Genomic DNA, 18,038 nt, shown 5'->3' on the forward strand with positions numbered 1-18,038 from the left:
GGACTGTCGGTGTCTGGACGTAGCCTCGGGAAACGATGATCGACGCACCCCGGACCCCCGAGACCACGCCCGTTCCTGAGGCGTCGCCTCGTCCTGCGCCCGTGAAGCCGACCGACCCGGCACGCCGGCTCGACTGGCGCCGGCTGCGCGGTCCGGCCGCCGTCATCGCCCTGCTCGCGCTCACCGCGGGCGCCGTCGGTCTGGCGCTGGGCACCGTCGCGGCAGGCCGGCTGGCCGACGACGCGACCGTCGTCGGTCTGGCGCTGCTCGCCGTGTGCGTCGTCGGCGGGGCCATCTTCGACGGCATCGGCCAGGTGACCTGGGCGAGCGTCGTCGACCGCGCCGAGGGCAAGCTCCGCAGCGACCTGCTCAGCGCGGCGCTCCGGCAGCCGCTCGCCACGCTCTCCGAGCAGGCCGTCGGCGAGGTGCTCGACCGGGTCGACGACGACACCCACGCCGTCGGGACCCTCGTGCGCCGCCAGCTCTGGGGCGCCGGCCGCACCGTCGTCGGCGTCGTGCCCATGTGGATCATCGCCGGCGTCACCTGGTGGCCGGCCTGGCTGCTGTTCCCGGTGCTGGGCGGCATCGTCGCCCTGCTCACCCGGCCGCTGCTCGGCGAGATCGCGCGCCGCAAGGTGATCGAGGAAGCCGCCTGGACCGATCACGCCGCCGCCTTCGAGGAGGCGGTCGCCGCACGGAACGACCTGCGCACCAGCCTCGGCCAGGCGTTCGCCGTGCGCCGCGTCGCCCAGCTCTCCGCGATCGTGCACGAGAAGTTCCGCGCGGTGGTGCGCGTCGAGGAGCGCCTGCTCCGGCGGGCCGGCCTGGTGATGTACGCGCTGCTCGCCGGCACCGCGGTCACCTGTGCGGTCGTGGCCGCCGGGGGCGGCCTGTCGGTGCAGCAGCTCGTCACGCTGTTCCTGGTCACCGCGATGTTCGTGGGACAGATGGACAACCTGGTGCACCACCTGCCGGACATCCAGGAGGGCCTCGGCGCGGTGCTGCGCATCCGGCAGATGCTGGAGGTCGAGCCCGAGCCCGAGGGCGGCGACGACCTCCCCGAGGGACCGCTGGACCTCGAGCTGCGGGACCTGACCTTCGCCTACGACGAGGGCACCTTCGCCCTGAGCGGCGTGGACCTGCTGGTCCCCGCCGGCGAGACCATCGCCCTCGTGGGCCGCACCGGCTCGGGCAAGTCGACGCTGGCCGCGCTGCTGTCGCGCGCCGTCGAGCCGGAGCGCGGTTCGGTGTTCCTCGGCGGCGCCGACGTGCGCGACCTGGACCTGCAGAAGCTGCGCGGCGCCGTGGGCGTGGTCACCCAGCGCACGGAGATCATCGCCGGCACGCTCGCGGAGAACATCGCGCTGTTCTCCGACGTGCCGCGCGCCGACATCGAGGCCGCGGTCCGCGAGCTCGGCCTGACCGACTGGACGGCCGGCCTGCCCGACGGCCTCGACACGCTCCTCGGCCCCGGCGGCACCACGCTGTCGGCGGGGGAGGAGCAGCTCGTCGCCTTCGCGCGCCTGCTCGTGCGGCACGTGCAGCTGGTCGTGCTCGACGAGGCGACCGCGCGGATGGACCCGCTCACGGAGGCGCGCGTCGTCGCCGCGTCCGACCGGCTGCTCAGCGGGCGCACCGGCGTGCTCATCGCGCACCGCCTCGGCACCATCGAGCGCGCCGGCCTCGTGGCGGTCCTCGACCACGGCCGCGTGGTGCAGCAGGGCCCGCGGGCACGGCTCGCCCGCACGCCCGGACCGTTCCGGTCGCTGCTGGAGGCGGGCGCGAGCGAGGGCTCGCTGGACGACTCGGCGGCCGAGCCCACGCTCGCCGTCGCCGCCGAGGTGCGCGCGCAGACGGTCACGGCGTCCGCCGACGGCGAGGCCGACACGGCCGCGCCCGACGCCGACGCCTCCGCGCGCGCCGCCGACGCCAACGCCAACGCGACCGGTACGGCCCAGGCCGGCGCCGCCGCTCCCGACGCCGTCGGCGGCCGCCGACGGGCGGGCACCCCGCCCGACCTGACCCCGCCCGGGGACGGCCCGAGCCTCGCGCGCGGCGTGCTGCACGCGCTGTTCGTCCGCCCGAAGTGGGGCGTGTTCGGCGCGGTCCTGTTCCTCCTGGCGAGCCTCGTCGCGGCACAGGGTGCGGTCAGCGGGTTCCTGTGGGGCCGCACGGTCGAGATCGTCGGCACCGGCGAGCTGCCCGTCGGCCTGCTCGTCGCGCTCGCCCTGCTCCTGCTCGTGCAGCCGCTGTTCATCTCCCGCGCGCTGGGCGTGTACCCGCGCTGGTGGATCGAGGTGCTGCTGCGCATCCGGATGTCGGTCATGGCGGGGCAGACCCGGCAGTACCGGCTGCCCGCCACGCCGCCCGGCGAGGTGGTGGCCCGGTCCATGGACGCCGACCGCTTCGTGCGGTACGCCGACCGCTGGGTCGACTTCGTCAACGGCCTCGCGATCGTCGCGGTCACGGCCCTGATCAGCGGCACCTGGACCGCCGGTGCCGTGCTGCTCGCGGTCATGGTGGTCTCCGCGGCGGCCTCGGCCATCGGCCGGCCGATCGCCGGCCGCTCCGCCGCCGGGTCCTCTGCGGCCCGCGCCCGGTTCGGCCGGGCGCTGGTCTCCGCCCTCGACTCGGCGCGCACGGTGAAGCTCGCCGCACGCACGCCCGACGTGCGCCGCCACCTCGGCGAGGTGGACTCCGGGCGGGTCAAGGCCGCGATCTTCGAGCACCGGGTGCAGGCCGTGCTCGACTCGGTGCCGCTGGTCACCCTCTACATCGGCGTCGTCGTCGCCTGGGGCTTCCTGCTGACGAACCGGTGGGACCTGGCCACCACGCTGCTCGTCGCCAACGCCGTGACCGGCTTCGCCTGGTTCGGCGTGGTGGCCGGCGCCGTGGTCACCGAGGCGCCCGGCACCCGTGCCTGGCAGGTCGCGACCGCCCGGTTCGCCGGCGGCACCGACCTGGTCTCGCGGCAGCAGGGCGTGGACCTCGTGACGGGTGTGGCCCCCGCGCCGGAGCCGTCTCCCCGCGAGCCGCTCGACCGCCTGGAGCTGCGGCACCTGACCGCCGTGCACGACGACGGCACGATCGGCGTCTCCGACGTCGACCTCGAGGTGCGCCGGGGCGAGCTCGTGCTGCTGCTCGGCCAGGTCGGCTCGGGCAAGTCGTCGCTGCTCTCCGCGCTGGCCGGGCTCATGGAGCACACCGGCCAGGTCCGCTGGAACGACACCGAGGTGACCGACGCCCAGGCGTTCCTGCGCCCCGGCCAGGTGGCCCACGTGGCCCAGGTACCGCGGGTGCTGTCCGGCTCGTTCTCCGACAACGTGCAGCTCGACCACGCCCGCGACCTCGACGGCCCGGTCCGGGGCGCGCGCCTCGAGCAGGACATGCGCGACGCCGGCGGCCCGCACGCCCTCGTGGGGCACCGCGGCGTGCGGCTGTCCGGCGGCCAGGTGCAGCGGCTCGCGCTCGCGCGGGCGCTCGCCGCGGACACCGAGCTGCTGCTGGCGGACGACGTGTCCAGCGCCCTGGACGCCTCGACCGAGATCGAGCTGTGGGCCGCCCTGCGCGAGCGGGGCACCACGGTGGTCGGCGCGACCTCCAAGCGCGCGGCGCTCGCCCGTGCCGACCGCGTGGTCGTGCTGGTCGACGGCGCGGTGGCCGACGTCGGCCCGTGGTCGGGTCTCGCCCCGCGGTGGAGCCACCTCGCGGGCTGACACCCACGACGGCTGACCGCACGAGACAGCGGGACGCACGAGACAGGCAGACCGCACGAGACGGCCGGGCGAGCGATGAGTTCGCCCGGCCGTCGTCGTCGGACGGGGGAGAGCCGCCGCGCAGCAGCGACCGGCCGGTGACGGACGAGGAGAACCCCCATGGCGAAGATCGTGTCCAGCCTGTTCATGGCGCTCGACGCCGTCGTCGAGCCGGACAAGGGCAACTGGCACTTCCCGTACTTCAACGACGAGCTCGGCGCGGCGGTCGACGAGACGCACACCGCGGACGTCTTCCTGTTCGGCCGGGTCACGTACGACTCGTTCGCGGGCGCCTGGCCCGAGCGCGAGGCGGCCGGCGGGGAGGACGCCGGGTTCGCCCGGCGCATCGGCGACGTCCGCAAGATCGTCGCGTCGCGGAGCCCGCTCGACCTCACCTGGCGCAACTCCGAGCAGCTCCAGGGCGACCTGGTCGAGGCCGTCGCCGCGCTGAAGGCCGACCCCGCCATCCAGAAGATCGCCCTGTCGGGCTCGATCTCGGTGGTGCGCCAGCTCCTCGACGCCGGGCTGCTCGACGAGCTGCACCTGTTCGTGCACCCGGCCACGGCGGGCGGCGGCCTGCGGCTGTTCCAGGACGGCGACCCGTCCCGGCCGATGAAGCTCCTGTCGGCCACGCCGTTCCGCACCGGCCTGCTGCACCTGGTCTACACGCCCGACCCGAACCCGCCGACCGGCGGCTACGAGGAGGCCGTGGGCCAGCTCCCCGACGAGTGACGGGGGCACGCGGCAGGCGTCAGCGAGCCGGCTCCACCCGGTGCGGCAGCACGAACACCAGCAGGAACGCCACCACGGCGAGGCTCGCGCTGGTCGCCATCGCGAGGGTCGCGCCGTGGGCAAAGACGTCGGCGACGACCTCCGGCGTCGGGCGGCCGGCCGGGAAGTCGAGCGCCCCGAACAGCACCGAGCCGACGACGGCGATGCCCGCCGCCGAGCCGATCCGCTGCATGGTGCCGATCACGCCCGACGCCGCGCCCGCCTCGTCGCGGTCCACGGTGGCGACGATGAACTGCGCGTTCGGCGCGATGAACAGGCCGCTGCCGATGCCGCCGAGCAGCAGCGGGCCGGCCAGGTGCCAGTGGGTGAGGTCGCCGGTCGGGACCAGCCAGAGCACCAGCCACACCGAGACCAGGCCTATCGCGACCAGGCCGGTGCCGATCACGAGCACGGTGCGGCCCAGGCGGTGCGACAGGCGCTCGCTCTGCGACGCGCCCGCGATCGAGCCGATGGCGAACGGCACCGACACCAGGCCCGAGGCGAGCGCCGTATGGCCCAGGCCGGACTGCCAGAAGATCGAGATGGTGAAGAAGATGCTGGTGAACGCCGCGAAGTAGACCAGCGCGAGGATCACGCCGCCGGTGAAGGCGGGGTGCGAGAACAGGTGCGGCGGAACCAGGGGGCTGCCGCTGCGGGCTGCGACCCGGCGCTCCCAGAACGCGAACGCGACCAGCAGCAGCAGGCCGGCCGCCAGCAACGAGAAGGTCCACCACGGCCAGCCGGCGTCCTCGCCCTCGATGAGCGGCACCAGGATCGCGACGAGCGCCACCGAGACCAGCAGCAGCCCGACGACGTCGACGCCCCGCGCGGCGCCCCCGACCACGATCTTGGGCAGCAGGACGAACGCGGCCGTCACCGCGATCAGGCCCAGCGGCAGGTTGACGAAGAAGATCGAGCGCCAGCCCTCGTTCTCACCGAACGCCTCGATGAGCAGGCCGCCGATGATCGGCCCCAGCGCGGTCGAGAACCCGATGGCGGCGCCCATCACGGCGAACGCCTTGCCGCGCGTGCGGCCGGTGAACATGAGCTGGATCAGCGCCGTCACGGCCGGGAAGAAGATGCCGCCGCACAGGCCCTGGACCACGCGGGCCACGATGAGCTCGGTGGCGCCGTTGGCCAGGCCGCACCAGAGGCTGGCGAGCGTGAACCCCGCCAGGCCCACGATGAACACCCACTTGTGGCCCACCCGGTCGCCCACGCGGCCCGCGGGGATCAGGGCCAGGCCGTAGGCCAGCGCGTACCCGGAGATGATCCAGGACAGCGTGCCCTCCGACGCGTCGAGCGAGAGGCGGATGGTCGGCAGCGCGACGTTGACGATGGTCGTGTCCAGCAGGGCCATCGAGATGCCGAGGATGAGCACCGCGAGCGCGAGCCAGGAGCTGCGCGGGGGAGTGCCGGGTGCGTCGTTCGGGGCCGCGGGCGCGGGGGAGGTGGTCACGGGAAGGCGCCTCTCGGGGGACGGCGTTACGACAAGATCGTACGGCCGCACCTCCCGCCTGACGTGTCAGACGCTCAGGTCACCCGGGTGACCTGAGCGTCTGACACGTGTGCCTAGGGTGGCGGCATGACCCTGATCTTTCGTGAGGCGGTACGGGGTGACCTGGAGCGGATCGTCGAGCTCATCGCCGACGACGCCGTCGCCGCCACCCGCACCGGCACCTACGGCGCGCCCCACCTGGCCGGCTTCGAGGCCGTCGCGGCCAGCCCGGACAACGAGCTCGTCGTCGCCGAGTCCGACGGCGAGGTGGTCGGCGTCATGCAGCTCACCTTCATCCCCGGCATCTCCCGCAACGGGGCCGCGCGGCTCCTGGTGGAGGCCGTGCGCGTGGACAAGGCGCAGCGCGGCCAGGGCATCGGCCGACTGATGATGGAGCACGCCCACGAGCGCGGGCGCGCGCGGGGCTGCGTGCTGGCCCAGCTCACGTCGGACAAGCAGCGGCCCGAGGCGCACCGCTTCTACCGGAACCTCGGCTACGAGCAGTCGCACGAGGGTTTCAAGCTCCCGCTCTGACCCCCGCCCCGCCCTGACGCTCGCGCGCATTTCGCGGACCGGACGAACTGCTCACTCCCGACTCTTGCTGCAAATCTCTGCAAGCATTACAGTCGCGCTCGGATCACACACTTGGGTTCCGGACGACGAAGGGGTCATCCATGTCTCGCAGCGCGCCCCCGCGCCCCGTACAGGTCGGCGCGGCAGCCGTCGCCGTCACCCTGGTGGCCTCGGTCGGGCTGGCCGCCTCGGCGGCGGCAACGCCCGCCACGGCGGGAACAGCCGTAGCGGCCACCGCACGCACTACCGCCCAGGACCGCACGGCCGCCCTGGTCGGCAGCCTCCAGGACGAGCTCGGCTGTGCCGCCGACTGGGACCCGGCCTGCGCGGACACGGAGCTCGTGGCCCAGGGCGACGGCACGTTCGTGGCCGAGTTCGAGGTCCCCGCGGGCACCTACGAGTACAAGGTCGCCCTGGACGACGCGTGGGACGAGTCCTACGGGCGCGACGGCGGCGCCGAGAACGCCCCGCTCCACCTGGAGGGCCCGGCCCGCGTCCGCGTCTCCTACGACGACACGACCCACCGCACCGCCCTCACCCCGCTCGACCTGGCCGAGGACTACTCGGAGGCGGACGACGCCCTCGTGCACGACCCCGTGCGCCAGCCGGGCAGCGACGAGCGCTTCTACTTCGTGATGACCGACCGGTTCGCGAACGGCGACCCGTCCAACGACGAGGGCGGCCTGGAGGGCGACCGGCTCACGACGGGCTTCGACCCGGCCGACAAGGGCTTCTACCAGGGCGGCGACCTCGCCGGCCTGCGGCAGAACCTCGACTACATCGAGGACCTGGGCACCACCGCGATCTGGCTGACCCCGAGCTTCCTCAACCGCCCGGTGCAGGGTTCCGGCGCCGACGTCAGCGCCGGCTACCACGGCTACTGGATCACCGACTTCACGCGGATCGACCCGCACCTCGGCACCAACGAGGAGCTGGCGGCGCTGATCGACGACGCCCACGCGCGCGGCCTCAAGGTCTACTTCGACATCATCACCAACCACACGGCCGACGTCGTCGACTACGCCGAGGGCACCTACGACTACGTGGACCAGGCGACCACCCCGTACCGGGACGCCGACGGCACCCCGTTCGACCCCGCCGACTTCGCCGGCACGGGCGACTTCCCGCAGCTCGACGCGGCGACGAGCTTCCCGTACACGCCCGTCGTCGACCCGGCCGACCAGGACGTGAAGGTCCCGGCCTGGCTCAACGACCCCACGCTCTACCACAACCGGGGCAACTCGACGTGGGAGGGCGAGTCCGTCACCTACGGCGACTTCAGCGGCCTGGACGACCTGATGACCGAGCACCCGACCGTGGTGGACGGCTTCGAGGAGATCTACAAGGCGTGGATCGACCTGGGCATCGACGGCTTCCGCATCGACACGGTCAAGCACGTGAACTTCGAGTTCTGGGAGGAGTGGTCCACCGAGATCCAGGACTACGCCCGGGACCAGGGCAAGGACGAGTTCTTCACGTTCGGCGAGGTGTACGACGCCGACGCCGCCAAGACCTCCCCGTACGTGCGCCGCACCGACATGAGCTCCGTGCTCGACTTCTCGTTCCAGTCGGCGGCCACGAGCTACGCCAGCGGCAACAGCGCGCGGCGGCTCGCGGACCTGTACGCCTCCGACGACCTGTACACGACGCCGCACAGCAGCCCGTCCGCCCTGCCGACGTTCCTCGGCAACCACGACATGGGCCGCGTCGGCTACATGCTCGCGGGCGCCGAGAACCCGCTGGAGCGCGACGAACTGGCGCACGAGCTCATGTACCTGACCCGCGGCCAGCCCGTCGTCTACTACGGCGACGAGCAGGGCTTCGCGGGCACCGGCGGCGACAAGGACGCCCGCCAGACGCTGTTCGCCACGCAGGTCGACGAGTACGCCGACCAGCCGCTGGTCACCGGTGAGCAGGCCGGCAGCGTGGACCGGTACGACACCGACGCGCCGCTCTACGAGCACATCGCCGCCCTGGCCGACCTCCGCGAGGAGCACCCGGCCCTGGCGACGGGCGCCCAGGTCGAGCGCTACGCCGAGGACGGCGCGGGCGTCTACGCCTTCTCCCGCGTCGAGCGCGAGGAGCGGGTCGAGCACCTCGTCGCCGCGAACAACGCCGCGCAGCAGCGCACGGTCACCTTCGACACGCTCACCCCGGGCGCCACGTACGCGCCGCTGTACGGCACCGACGCGACGGTCACGGCCGACGCCGACGGCGCGGTCACGCTGACCGTCCCGGCGCGCTCCGCGATCGTGCTGCTCGCCGACCGCACCGTGGGCGCCGACACGGCCGGGACCGTGACGGTGGTCCCCGGCACGAGCGCCCGGCCGGGCGCCGCGCTGACCGGCGTCGCGCCGGTCGCCGCCGGGATCGACGACGCCTGGGCCGAGACCTCCTTCGCCTGGCGCGCCGTCGGCACCGACGAGTGGCACGATCTCGGCACCGCCGAGGACACCTCCCCGCGCGTCTTCCACGATGTCTCCGCCAACGACGCCGGCCTGCCCGAGGGGACCCTGGTCGAGTACCGCGCCGTCACCCGGGACGCCGACGGCGACCGCGCCGCGGCCAGCTCGTACGCGTCGGTGGGCGTGGACGTGAGCGGCGTCGTCGACGACCCGACGGACCCCGACATCGACCTGGTCACCGTGCCCGGCTCGCACAACAGCGAGATGGGCTGTGCCGGGGACTGGACCCCGGACTGCGAGGCCGCGCGCCTCACCCTCGCCGACGACGGCACGTACACCGGCACGTTCGAGCTGCCCGCCGGGTCCTACGATTTCAAGGTGGCGGTCAACGGCTCCTGGGCGGAGAACTACGGCGCCGACGGCGTCCGGGACGGTGCCAACATCTCCTACTCGACGGGCGGCGGGCCGGTCACGTTCGCCTGGGACCCGGAGACCAAGGTGCCGTCGGTCGAGGTCGGCACCCCGGGCACGCCCGGCGAGGGCCAGCAGGCCGCGCACTGGGTACGGCAGGGTCTCGTCCTGGTCCCGGCCGCGGGCTTCGGCGCCGGCGACACCTGGGCGCTGGAGACGGACGCGGCGTCGTACCCCCTGACCCCGGCTGGCGCGGGCGACGTGCCCGCCGACGTGGCGGCGGACTTCCCCCACCTGGCCGGGTACCTCGCCCTGGAGGCCGAGGGCCTGAGCCGCACCGCGGCGTCGTCCGCCCTGCAGGGCGCGCTGCGCCTGACGCGGCACGACGGCGAGACCCTCACCGCCGCGACCGGCGTGCAGATCCCGGGCGTGCTCGACGACCTGTTCGCGACCCAGCGCGCGCTGGGCGTGACCTGGCCCGACGGCGGGCACGGGCACGGTGCGAAGGGCGGGCACGGCGGCAAGGGCGCCTCGTTCGCGCTCTGGGCCCCCACCGCGCGTGCCGTGACGCTCCAGGCCTGGCCCGCAGGCCGGTCGCTGGACGCCGAGCCGCGCGCCTTCGCGATGACCCGGCAGAAGGACGGCGCCTGGACGCTCGACGGCGGCCGGGGTCTCGACAAGCTCGACCGGCGTGGCGGTTGGCAGGGCGCCCGCTACCGCTACGCCGTCGAGGTGTACGTGCCGAGCACAGGCCAGGTCGAGACCAACGTGGTGACCGACCCCTACTCGGTGGGCCTCACGCTCGACTCGACCCACTCGGTCGCCGTCGACCTCGACGACAAGGCGTGGCAGCCCAAGGTCTGGCGCAGCACGCCCGCGCCGCAGGTCGAGCGGGCCGTGGACCAGACCATCTACGAGCTGCACGTCCGCGACTTCTCCAGCTCCGACGAGACCGTCCCCGCGCGTCTGCGTGGCACGTACGGCGCGTTCGGGGTCAAGGGCTCGGACGGCATGCGGCACCTGCGCTCGCTGGCCGACGCCGGGCTCACGACCGTGCACCTGCTGCCCACGTTCGACATCGCGACGATCCCCGAGGACCGCGCCGACCAGACCACCACGGGCGACCTGACCGGGTTCGCGCCCGACGGCACGGAGCAGCAGGCCGCCGTCGCCGAGGTGCAGGGGAGCGACGCCTTCAACTGGGGCTACGACCCGTACCACTTCATGGCGCCGGAGGGCTCCTACGCGGTGCGGGCCGACGGCGGGGAGCGCGTCGCCGAGTTTCGCTCGATGGTCGGCAACCTGCACGGCGCCGGGCTCCAGGTGGTGCTGGACCAGGTGTTCAACCACACGGCGGCGTCGGGCCAGGACCCGAAGTCGGTGCTGGATCGCGTGGTGCCGGGCTACTACCACCGGCTGAACGCGACCACGGGCGCCGTCGAGACCAGCACCTGCTGCCAGAACGTCGCCACCGAGCACGCCATGGCCCAGAAGCTGATGGTGGACTCCGTGGTCACCTGGGCCCGTGACTACCGCGTGGACGGGTTCCGGTTCGACCTCATGGGCCACCACTCCCGCGAGAACATGGAGGCCGTGCGGGCCGGGCTGGACGCGCTCACGTTGCGGCGTGACGGCGTCGACGGCAAGAGCGTGTACCTGTACGGCGAGGGCTGGGACTTCGGCGAGGTCGCGGGCAACGCCCGGTTCGAGCAGGCCACGCAGGGCCAGCTCGGAGGCACCGGCATCGGCACGTTCAGCGACCGCCTGCGCGACGCAGTGCACGGCGGATCGCCGGTCGACGGGTCGTCCCTGTTCACGCAGGGCTTCGGCACGGGCCTGTTCACCGACCCGAACGGGCGGGAGGCCCGGCTGGAGGACCCGGCGTCGGTCAACGACGGCGGCGACGACGAGGCCGCGGACCTGGCCCACCAGACCGACCTGGTGAAGCTCGGCCTGGCCGGCAACCTGCGCGCCTACGAGGTCACCACCTCGACTGGGGAGCGGGTCCGGGGCGACGAGCTCGACTACCGGGGCGCGCCCGCGGGCTACGCGGACTCGCCGGAGGAGGTCGTCACGTACGTGGACGCGCACGACAACGAGACGCTGTTCGACCTGCTCGCGCTCAAGCTGCCGGCGGACACGCCCATGAGCGACCGGGTGCGGATGAACACCGTCTCCCTGGCCACGGCCGCGCTGTCGCAGTCGCCCTCGTTCTGGCACGCGGGCACCGACCTGCTGCGGTCCAAGTCCCTGGACCGTAACTCGTTCGACTCGGGGGACTGGTTCAACACGATCGACTGGTCGGGCCAGGACAACGGGTTCGGCCGCGGCCTGCCGATGGCGGCGGACAACGAGGACAAGTGGCCGTACCAGGGGCCCCTGCTCGCCGACGCCGCGCTCAAGCCGGACGCCGACGACATCGGGTTCGCCTCCGCCCAGGCCCGCGAGCTGCTGGAGCTGCGGCACTCGACCGAGCTGTTCCGCCTGGGCTCTGCCGACCTGATCCGGCAGAAGGTGACGTTCCCGGGCTCGGGGCCGGACGCCGTCCCCGGCGTCATCACGATGTCGATCGACGACCGCGCGGGCCGGACCGACGTCGACCGGAAGCTGGACGGCGTGCTCGTGGTGTTCAACGCGTCGCCGGACACGGCCACGGTCGAGGTGCCGGAGCTGGCCGGGCGCGACTACGCGCTCTCCCGCATCCAGGCGCGCGGGGCGGACCCGGTGGTGCGGGACACCACGTGGGACCGCGCCGCCGGAACGGTCACGGTCCCGCCCCGCACGGTGGCGGTCCTGACGGACCCCCGGGGCCGCTGACAGATCACTGAGCGAGCGCTCACCAGGCGGGCGGCGACCATGACTCCGCGAGTCATGGTCGCCGCCCGCCTGGTGAGTGCCCGCTCAGCCGTCTGGTCCGGCAGTGGCCGGTGACAGCGCTGACATCTGTTCGGCGCAGAGCCTTGACTCGGACCCGCCGGGGGTGAATCGTGTGCGTCAGTTGGTCCGGCGACGTAGCCGGCCTCGCACGACGCAAGGGAGCTTCATGCGCACGGCACGATTCCTCATCGCACCCGTCACGGCAGCGGCACTCGCCCTCTCGCTCGGTGCCTGCGGCTCCGGCGGAGGTAGCTCGGACGCCTCCACGATCAAGGTCGCGTACCAGAAGTTCGGCAACTTCACGCAGGCCGACGAGCTGTTCAAGGACGTCAAGGCCGACTACGAGAAGGCCAACCCCGACATCACCGTCGAGCTCGTGCCCATCGAGGCGCAGCAGAACGACTACTTCACCAAGCTCGCCCTCATGAACCGGTCGCCCAGCACCGCGCCGGACGTCATGTACGAGGACACGTACATGATCAAGTCCGACGTCGAGGCCGGGTACCTGGCCCCGCTGGACGACTACCTGGCGGAATGGGACGAGTGGGACCAGTTCGTCGACAGCGCCAAGGAGGCCGGCGCGGGCGACGACGGCAAGACCTACGGCGTCTCCATGGGCACCGACACGCGCGGGCTCTGGTTCAACAAGGACGTGCTCGCCGAGGCCGGCCTGCCCGAGGACTGGGCGCCGACGTCGTGGGACGAGCTGCTGGAGGCCGCCCGGGCGATCAAGGAGTCCGACCCGGACGTGATCCCGTTCAACATGTACTCCGGCAAGCCCCAGGGTGAGGCCGCCGTGATGCAGGGCTTCGAGATGCTCCTGTACGGCACCGGCGACACCCTCTACGAGGACGGCAAGTGGGTCGTCGGCTCGCAGGGCTTCGTCGACAGCCTCGACTTCATCACCACCGTGTTCAGCGAGGGCCTGGCGCCGACGCCGCAGCAGGCGCTGGACACCAACATCGGCAACACCGTGCAGGCCGAGTGGCTGCCCGAGGGCAAGGTCGGCATCGCGCTCGACGGCTCCTGGGTGGCGGGCAACTGGCTCGAGTCCGGCGTCGCGCCGTGGCCCGAGTGGTCCGAGACGATGGGCACCGCGCCCATGCCCACGCAGGACGGCGCCGCCCCCGGTGCCGTGAGCATGTCGGGCGGCTGGACCCTCGCCATGGGCTCCGGCTCCAAGAACCCGGACGCCGCGTTCGAGTTCATCTCGATGGCGCTCGACCGCGAGAACTCCCTCTGGTTCGACGTCGCGAACAGCCAGATCGCGGTCCGCACCGACGTCGCCGAGGACCCCGAGTACACGGCGACCAACCCCACCACCGAGTTCTTCACCGACCTCGTCGACGTGACCCACTTCCGGCCCGCGACGTCGGACTACCCGAAGGTCTCCAACGAGATCATGGTCGCGATGGAGGCCGTGATGACCGGCCAGCAGACGCCGGAGGAGGCGGCCGCCGCCTACGACGAGGCGGTGACCGGCATCGTCGGCGAAGAGAACACGGTCCAGGGCTGACCTGATGGCCGTCACGTCCCGCGGCGTGGCGCGAGTGGTTCCGCTCGCGCCCGCCGTCGTCCTGCTCGCCCTGTTCATGCTGGGCCCCGTGGTCTGGTCGTTCTACGGCTCGTTCACCAACGCGGCCCTCACCGGCCCCGCCGCCCTGAGCCCGGAGTGGATCGGGTTCGACAACTACGCGGCGCTGGTCGGCGACCCCGACTTCCCCAAGTCGCTGTGGCTCACCGTCGTCTTCGTGTTCCTGTCCGCCGTCGTGGGGCAGAACGTGATGGGCATCGCGCTGGCCGGCCTGCTCCGCTCCGCGGTCAAGCCGGTCCGCTCGATCGCCTCGACGATCGTGGTCGCCGCGTGGGTGCTGCCCGAGATCGTCGCGGCGTTCGCCGCCTACGCGTTCTTCCACTCCGAGGGCACGCTCAACACGCTGCTCGCCGGGTTCGGCGTCACCGGGCCCGACTGGCTCTACTCCACCCCGATGCTCGCGGTGATCCTCGCCAACATCTGGCGCGGCACGGCCTTCTCGATGATGGTCTACTCGGCCGCCCTCGCGGAGGTGCCGCCCGAGCTCACGGAGGCAGCCCAGCTCGACGGCGCCAACGGGTTCCAGCGGCTCGCCTTCGTGACCGTCCCGGTCATCCGGCGCAGCATCTCGACCAACCTGATGCTGACCACGCTGCAGACCTTGTCCGTGTTCACGCTCATCTACGTGATGACGGGCGGCGGACCCGGCACCGACAGCTCGACCCTGCCGATCCTGGCCTACCAGGAGGCGTTCAAGTTCGCGCAGGTCGGCTACGGCACGGCCATCGCGACCGTGATGATCATCGTGGGCGCGATCTTCTCCGTGATCTACATCCGCGCGCTCCGACCGGAGGTGGACTGATGACGGACACTCTGACGAGGCCCGCCGCGCCGGCCAGGAGCGGTCGCGCTCAGCTGGCCGCGCCGCGTGGCACGGCCACCAAGGTGGCGGCCAACGTGGTGCTGCTGGTGATCGCCCTGTGCTTCGTGCTCCCGATGGCGTGGGTGGTCGTCGCGTCGTTCGACGCGCAGGCCACGCTCTCCTTCGGGCTGCCCGACGCCGTGACCACCGAGAACTTCGCGGCGATCATGACGCCGGAGCTCACCTGGCTGCCCCTGTGGAACGCGTTCGTGCTGTCCGCGGGGTCGGGGGCCATCACGGTGGTGGTCGCGGTGCTCGCGGCCTACCCGCTGTCGCGGTACCGGATGCGGTTCGGCAAGTACTTCCTGTACTCGGTGCTGTTCGGCACCTGCCTGCCGATCACGGCGATCATGGTCCCGGTGTACGCGCTGTTCGTGCAGCTCAACCTGCTCGACTCGCTGCCGGGGACCATCTTCTTCATGGCCGCGACGTCGCTGCCCATGGCGATCTGGATGACCAAGAACTTCATGGACTCGGTGCCCATCTCGCTGGAGGAGGCGGCGTGGACCGAGGGCGCCTCCGCGATGCAGGCCCTGCGGCGCGTGGTGCTGCCGCTCATGCGGCCGGGGATCGCGGTGGTGTTCATCTTCGTGTTCGTGCAGGCGTGGGGGAACTTCTTCGTCCCGTTCGTGCTGCTGCTCTCCCCGGAGAAGCAGCCGGCGGCCGTGAGCATCTTCGCGTTCTTCGGGCAGTACGGGTCGGTCGCGTACGGGCAGCTCGCCGCGTACTCGCTGCTCTACGCCGCCCCGGTGCTCGGGCTGTACGTGCTGGTCACGCGCATCTCGGGCTCGGCCTTCGCCCTGGCGGGCGCGGTCAAGGGCTGACGCCGGCGCCCCGGCGCGTGCAGGTTGGCTGACGCCGCCGGGCGGGCGGTCGGCAGAATGTCAGGTGATCGGTAGCTCGAACTACCGATCACCTGACATTCTGCCGATCACTCGCCTTAGCCAGGCCGGCCGGGTAATCTGATGTCAGCCGCCTCCTGCGTGGAGTGTCGGAAGTGAAGCCGGGACCCCCTGATGGACGTCAGGAGCCCGGCATCGCGCATTTCTAGGGCAGATCGACATCGATGATGCTGATCCTGCCCATGTCATCGACGACGTCGGTGGCACCGGACCGTGCAGCGTTGACCGCACCGGCGACGGCATCTGGGATCCACAGCATCGGCTCGTCCTTCGGGCGCGCGAACTCGACCCGGATCGACGAGCTGATCGACCGCTTGCCGCGGAGCGCCTTGACCAGGCGAAGGTCACGCTGATTTAGGGCGGGGTGCCGGGTTTCCAGCCACACGTGTGCAACTCCCAGGTCGTCCAGCTCGTAGAGCAGGCGTTCGGTGCAGATCGCTCGTGCTCGCTCCTGCCGCCGGGCATCGAGGGGCATGCCGACGACGACGAGGTTGACCAGGTCGTGGCTCCCGATGGTTGCCGCGATCTTGGCCTGGCGCTCGGGAGTCTCGTGGCGCCAGTGCAGTCGTTGAGCCTTCTTCTCCGTCATCGCGCGCAGGTCGTCACGAACGACGTCGCACGCCGATGGGTCGGCAACTGCCGCCGCCATGAGATAGATGCCGTCGGCGCCGTTCCGTGTGGCACGCATCGACTCGTCGACCCACGCATGGAGGCGGAAGTCGCGGACATCGGGCGAGGCTGGTTCAGCGGGCATCCCGCAATCTTGGTGCACCACTGCGACCACCGCGCGTCAAATGACTGTTGCGTATACGCAACGGCTCCAAGGCACTACTAGCCGTACCCGAATCAGCGTCAGGTCAGCGGAAGACGACCGTGCGGCGGCCGTCCAGCAGCACCCGGCGCTCCGCGTGCCAGCGGACGGCGCGGGCCAGGGTGCGGCGCTCGACGTCCTCGCCGATGCCCACCAGGTCCTCGACCGTGCGGGAGTGGTCGACGCGCTCGACGTCCTGCTCGATGATCGGGCCCTCGTCGAGGTCGCCGGTCACGTAGTGCGACGTCGCGCCGATGATCTTCACGCCGCGGTCGTGCGCCTGGCGGTACGGCCCCGCCCCCTTGAACGACGGCAGGAACGAGTGGTGGATGTTGATGACCTGCCCGCTCAGGTCGCGGCAGAGCTCGTCGGACAGGATCTGCATGTACCGGGCCAGCACCACGAGCTCGGCGTCGGTCTCCTTGACCAGGCCGCGCAGCGTCGCTTCCGCCTCGGCCTTGGTGTCCTTGGTGACGGGCACGTGGTGGAACGGCTTGCCGTAGAAGGTCGCGATGTCCTCCAGGTCGCGGTGGTTGCCCACCACGCCGACGACGTCGATCGGCATGCGCTGCGACCGCTCCCGGTACAGCAGGTCCACCAGGCAGTGCGCGGCCTTGGAGACCATGACGAGCGTGCGGATGCGCCGCCCGACGACGTCGAGGGTCCACGTCATCCGGAACCGGCCCGCCACCTGCGTCATCGCGGCGGTGAGCTCGTCGCGGGACGCCGCGGACTCGACCTGCACGCGCATGAAGAACAGGCCCGACGCCGGGTCGCCGAACTGCTGCGACTCCGTGATGTTGCCGCCGTGCTCGGCGAGCATGCCCGCCACCGCGTGCACGATTCCCGGCTGGTCCGGGCACGACAGGGTGAGGATCCAGTGGGTGGTGGCAGCGGTCACGTCGTTCACGCGGTCAGGCTAACCCGCCGGCGCCCCGGGCGGGCTGCCGTCCCGCGCCGGCTCGCGGCCCTCACCCGCCAGCTCCCGGCGCATCACCCAGCGTCGTCGGCCGCCGCTCACGCCGCCCGTCTCGGCCGCCCGCTCGAAGCCCGCCGCCTCGAACATGCGCACCGTGCCCACGTACCCGCTGATCACGTCGACGCGCTCCGCCCCGGCGTCGACCGGGTAGCCCTCGACCACCTCGGCGCCGTGCGCCCGCGCGTGCTCGACGGCTCCGGCGAGCAGGTGGTGCATGAGGCCCCGCTTCCGGTACCCCGCCCGGACCACGAAGCACACCGCCACCCAGGCGTCCCGGTCGTCGACGAACGGGATGGTGCGGGTGTTCATCAGCCGCCGGTACGTGGACCGGGGCGCGACGGAGCACCAGCCCGCCACGACGTCGTCCACGTACACGAGCACGCCCGGGCCGGGCTCGCCGGCGCACAGGTCCCGCATGTATCCGGGCCGGTCCTCCTGCGCGACGCGGCTGTCCCGGTAGGCCATGCACCAGCAGCCCTTGCCCCCGGGTTTCTTGACGCCGACCACCTCGTAGAAGTCCTCGTACCGCCCGACGGCGGGCCGCACGTCTATGCGCTCCATGTCCCGAACCTACGCGCAGCCACCGACACGCCCGCCCGG

General features: G+C 72.2%; 11 protein-coding genes. 7 read left to right on the forward strand and 4 right to left on the reverse strand.

Annotation, left to right across the window (positions count from 1 at the left end):
* Nucleotides 1–35: 35 nt before the first annotated feature.
* On the forward strand, nucleotides 36–3,716 hold the full coding sequence (locus FHX71_RS27865; RefSeq protein ID WP_182620697.1) for an ABC transporter ATP-binding protein: 3,681 nt from the start codon (nucleotides 36–38) through the stop codon (nucleotides 3,714–3,716).
* A 159-nt stretch (nucleotides 3,717–3,875) separates the two neighbouring features.
* Entirely contained in the window at nucleotides 3,876–4,487 is a 612-nt protein-coding gene (locus FHX71_RS27870) for a dihydrofolate reductase family protein (RefSeq protein WP_182620698.1), read from the forward strand.
* A 19-nt stretch (nucleotides 4,488–4,506) separates the two neighbouring features.
* Here FHX71_RS27870 and FHX71_RS30250 read toward each other — a convergent pair whose 3' ends face one another.
* A complete protein-coding gene (locus FHX71_RS30250; protein WP_182620699.1) occupies nucleotides 4,507–5,985 on the reverse strand; it encodes an MFS transporter in 1,479 nt (492 codons plus the stop codon).
* Nucleotides 5,986–6,111: 126 nt separating this feature from the next.
* Between FHX71_RS30250 and FHX71_RS27880 the strand changes: the two genes are divergently transcribed.
* The 5 genes from FHX71_RS27880 to FHX71_RS27900 all read left to right on the forward strand — a co-directional run bounded on the left by FHX71_RS27880 (nucleotide 6,112) and on the right by FHX71_RS27900 (nucleotide 15,570).
* Nucleotides 6,112–6,558 carry a GNAT family N-acetyltransferase gene (locus FHX71_RS27880; protein ID WP_182620700.1) on the forward strand — a complete coding sequence of 149 codons (447 nt, stop codon included), beginning with the start codon at nucleotides 6,112–6,114 and terminating at the stop codon, nucleotides 6,556–6,558.
* Nucleotides 6,559–6,698: 140 nt separating this feature from the next.
* Nucleotides 6,699–12,230 carry a pullulanase-type alpha-1,6-glucosidase gene (gene pulA, locus FHX71_RS27885; protein ID WP_182620701.1) on the forward strand — a complete coding sequence of 1,844 codons (5,532 nt, stop codon included), beginning with the start codon at nucleotides 6,699–6,701 and terminating at the stop codon, nucleotides 12,228–12,230.
* 226 nt (nucleotides 12,231–12,456) lie between these two features.
* Nucleotides 12,457–13,806, forward strand: coding sequence for an extracellular solute-binding protein (locus FHX71_RS27890; protein WP_182620702.1), 1,350 nt, complete (start codon nucleotides 12,457–12,459; stop codon nucleotides 13,804–13,806).
* 4 nt (nucleotides 13,807–13,810) lie between these two features.
* On the forward strand, nucleotides 13,811–14,686 hold the full coding sequence (locus FHX71_RS27895; RefSeq protein WP_182620703.1) for a carbohydrate ABC transporter permease: 876 nt from the start codon (nucleotides 13,811–13,813) through the stop codon (nucleotides 14,684–14,686).
* Entirely contained in the window at nucleotides 14,686–15,570 is an 885-nt protein-coding gene (locus FHX71_RS27900; protein WP_182620704.1) for a carbohydrate ABC transporter permease, read from the forward strand. Before FHX71_RS27895 ends, FHX71_RS27900 begins: the two co-directional genes overlap by 1 nt.
* 223 nt (nucleotides 15,571–15,793) lie before the next feature.
* On the opposite strand, the gene FHX71_RS27905 is transcribed toward FHX71_RS27900, so the two are convergent.
* From FHX71_RS27905 to FHX71_RS27915, 3 genes are all read right to left on the reverse strand, one after another.
* Complete coding sequence (locus FHX71_RS27905; RefSeq protein WP_182620705.1) at nucleotides 15,794–16,402, reverse strand: hypothetical protein; 609 nt, start codon at nucleotides 16,400–16,402, stop codon at nucleotides 15,794–15,796.
* A 103-nt stretch (nucleotides 16,403–16,505) separates the two neighbouring features.
* On the reverse strand, nucleotides 16,506–17,369 hold the full coding sequence (gene purU / locus FHX71_RS27910; RefSeq protein WP_182620706.1) for a formyltetrahydrofolate deformylase: 864 nt from the start codon (nucleotides 17,367–17,369) through the stop codon (nucleotides 16,506–16,508).
* A gap of 9 nt (nucleotides 17,370–17,378) precedes the next feature.
* Entirely contained in the window at nucleotides 17,379–17,999 is a 621-nt protein-coding gene (locus tag FHX71_RS27915; protein WP_182620707.1) for a GNAT family N-acetyltransferase, read from the reverse strand.
* Nucleotides 18,000–18,038 lie beyond the last annotated feature (39 nt).

Origin of the sequence: Promicromonospora sukumoe, from assembly GCF_014137995.1 — a bacterium.
Taxonomy (GTDB): Bacteria; Actinomycetota; Actinomycetes; order Actinomycetales; family Cellulomonadaceae; genus Promicromonospora; species Promicromonospora sukumoe.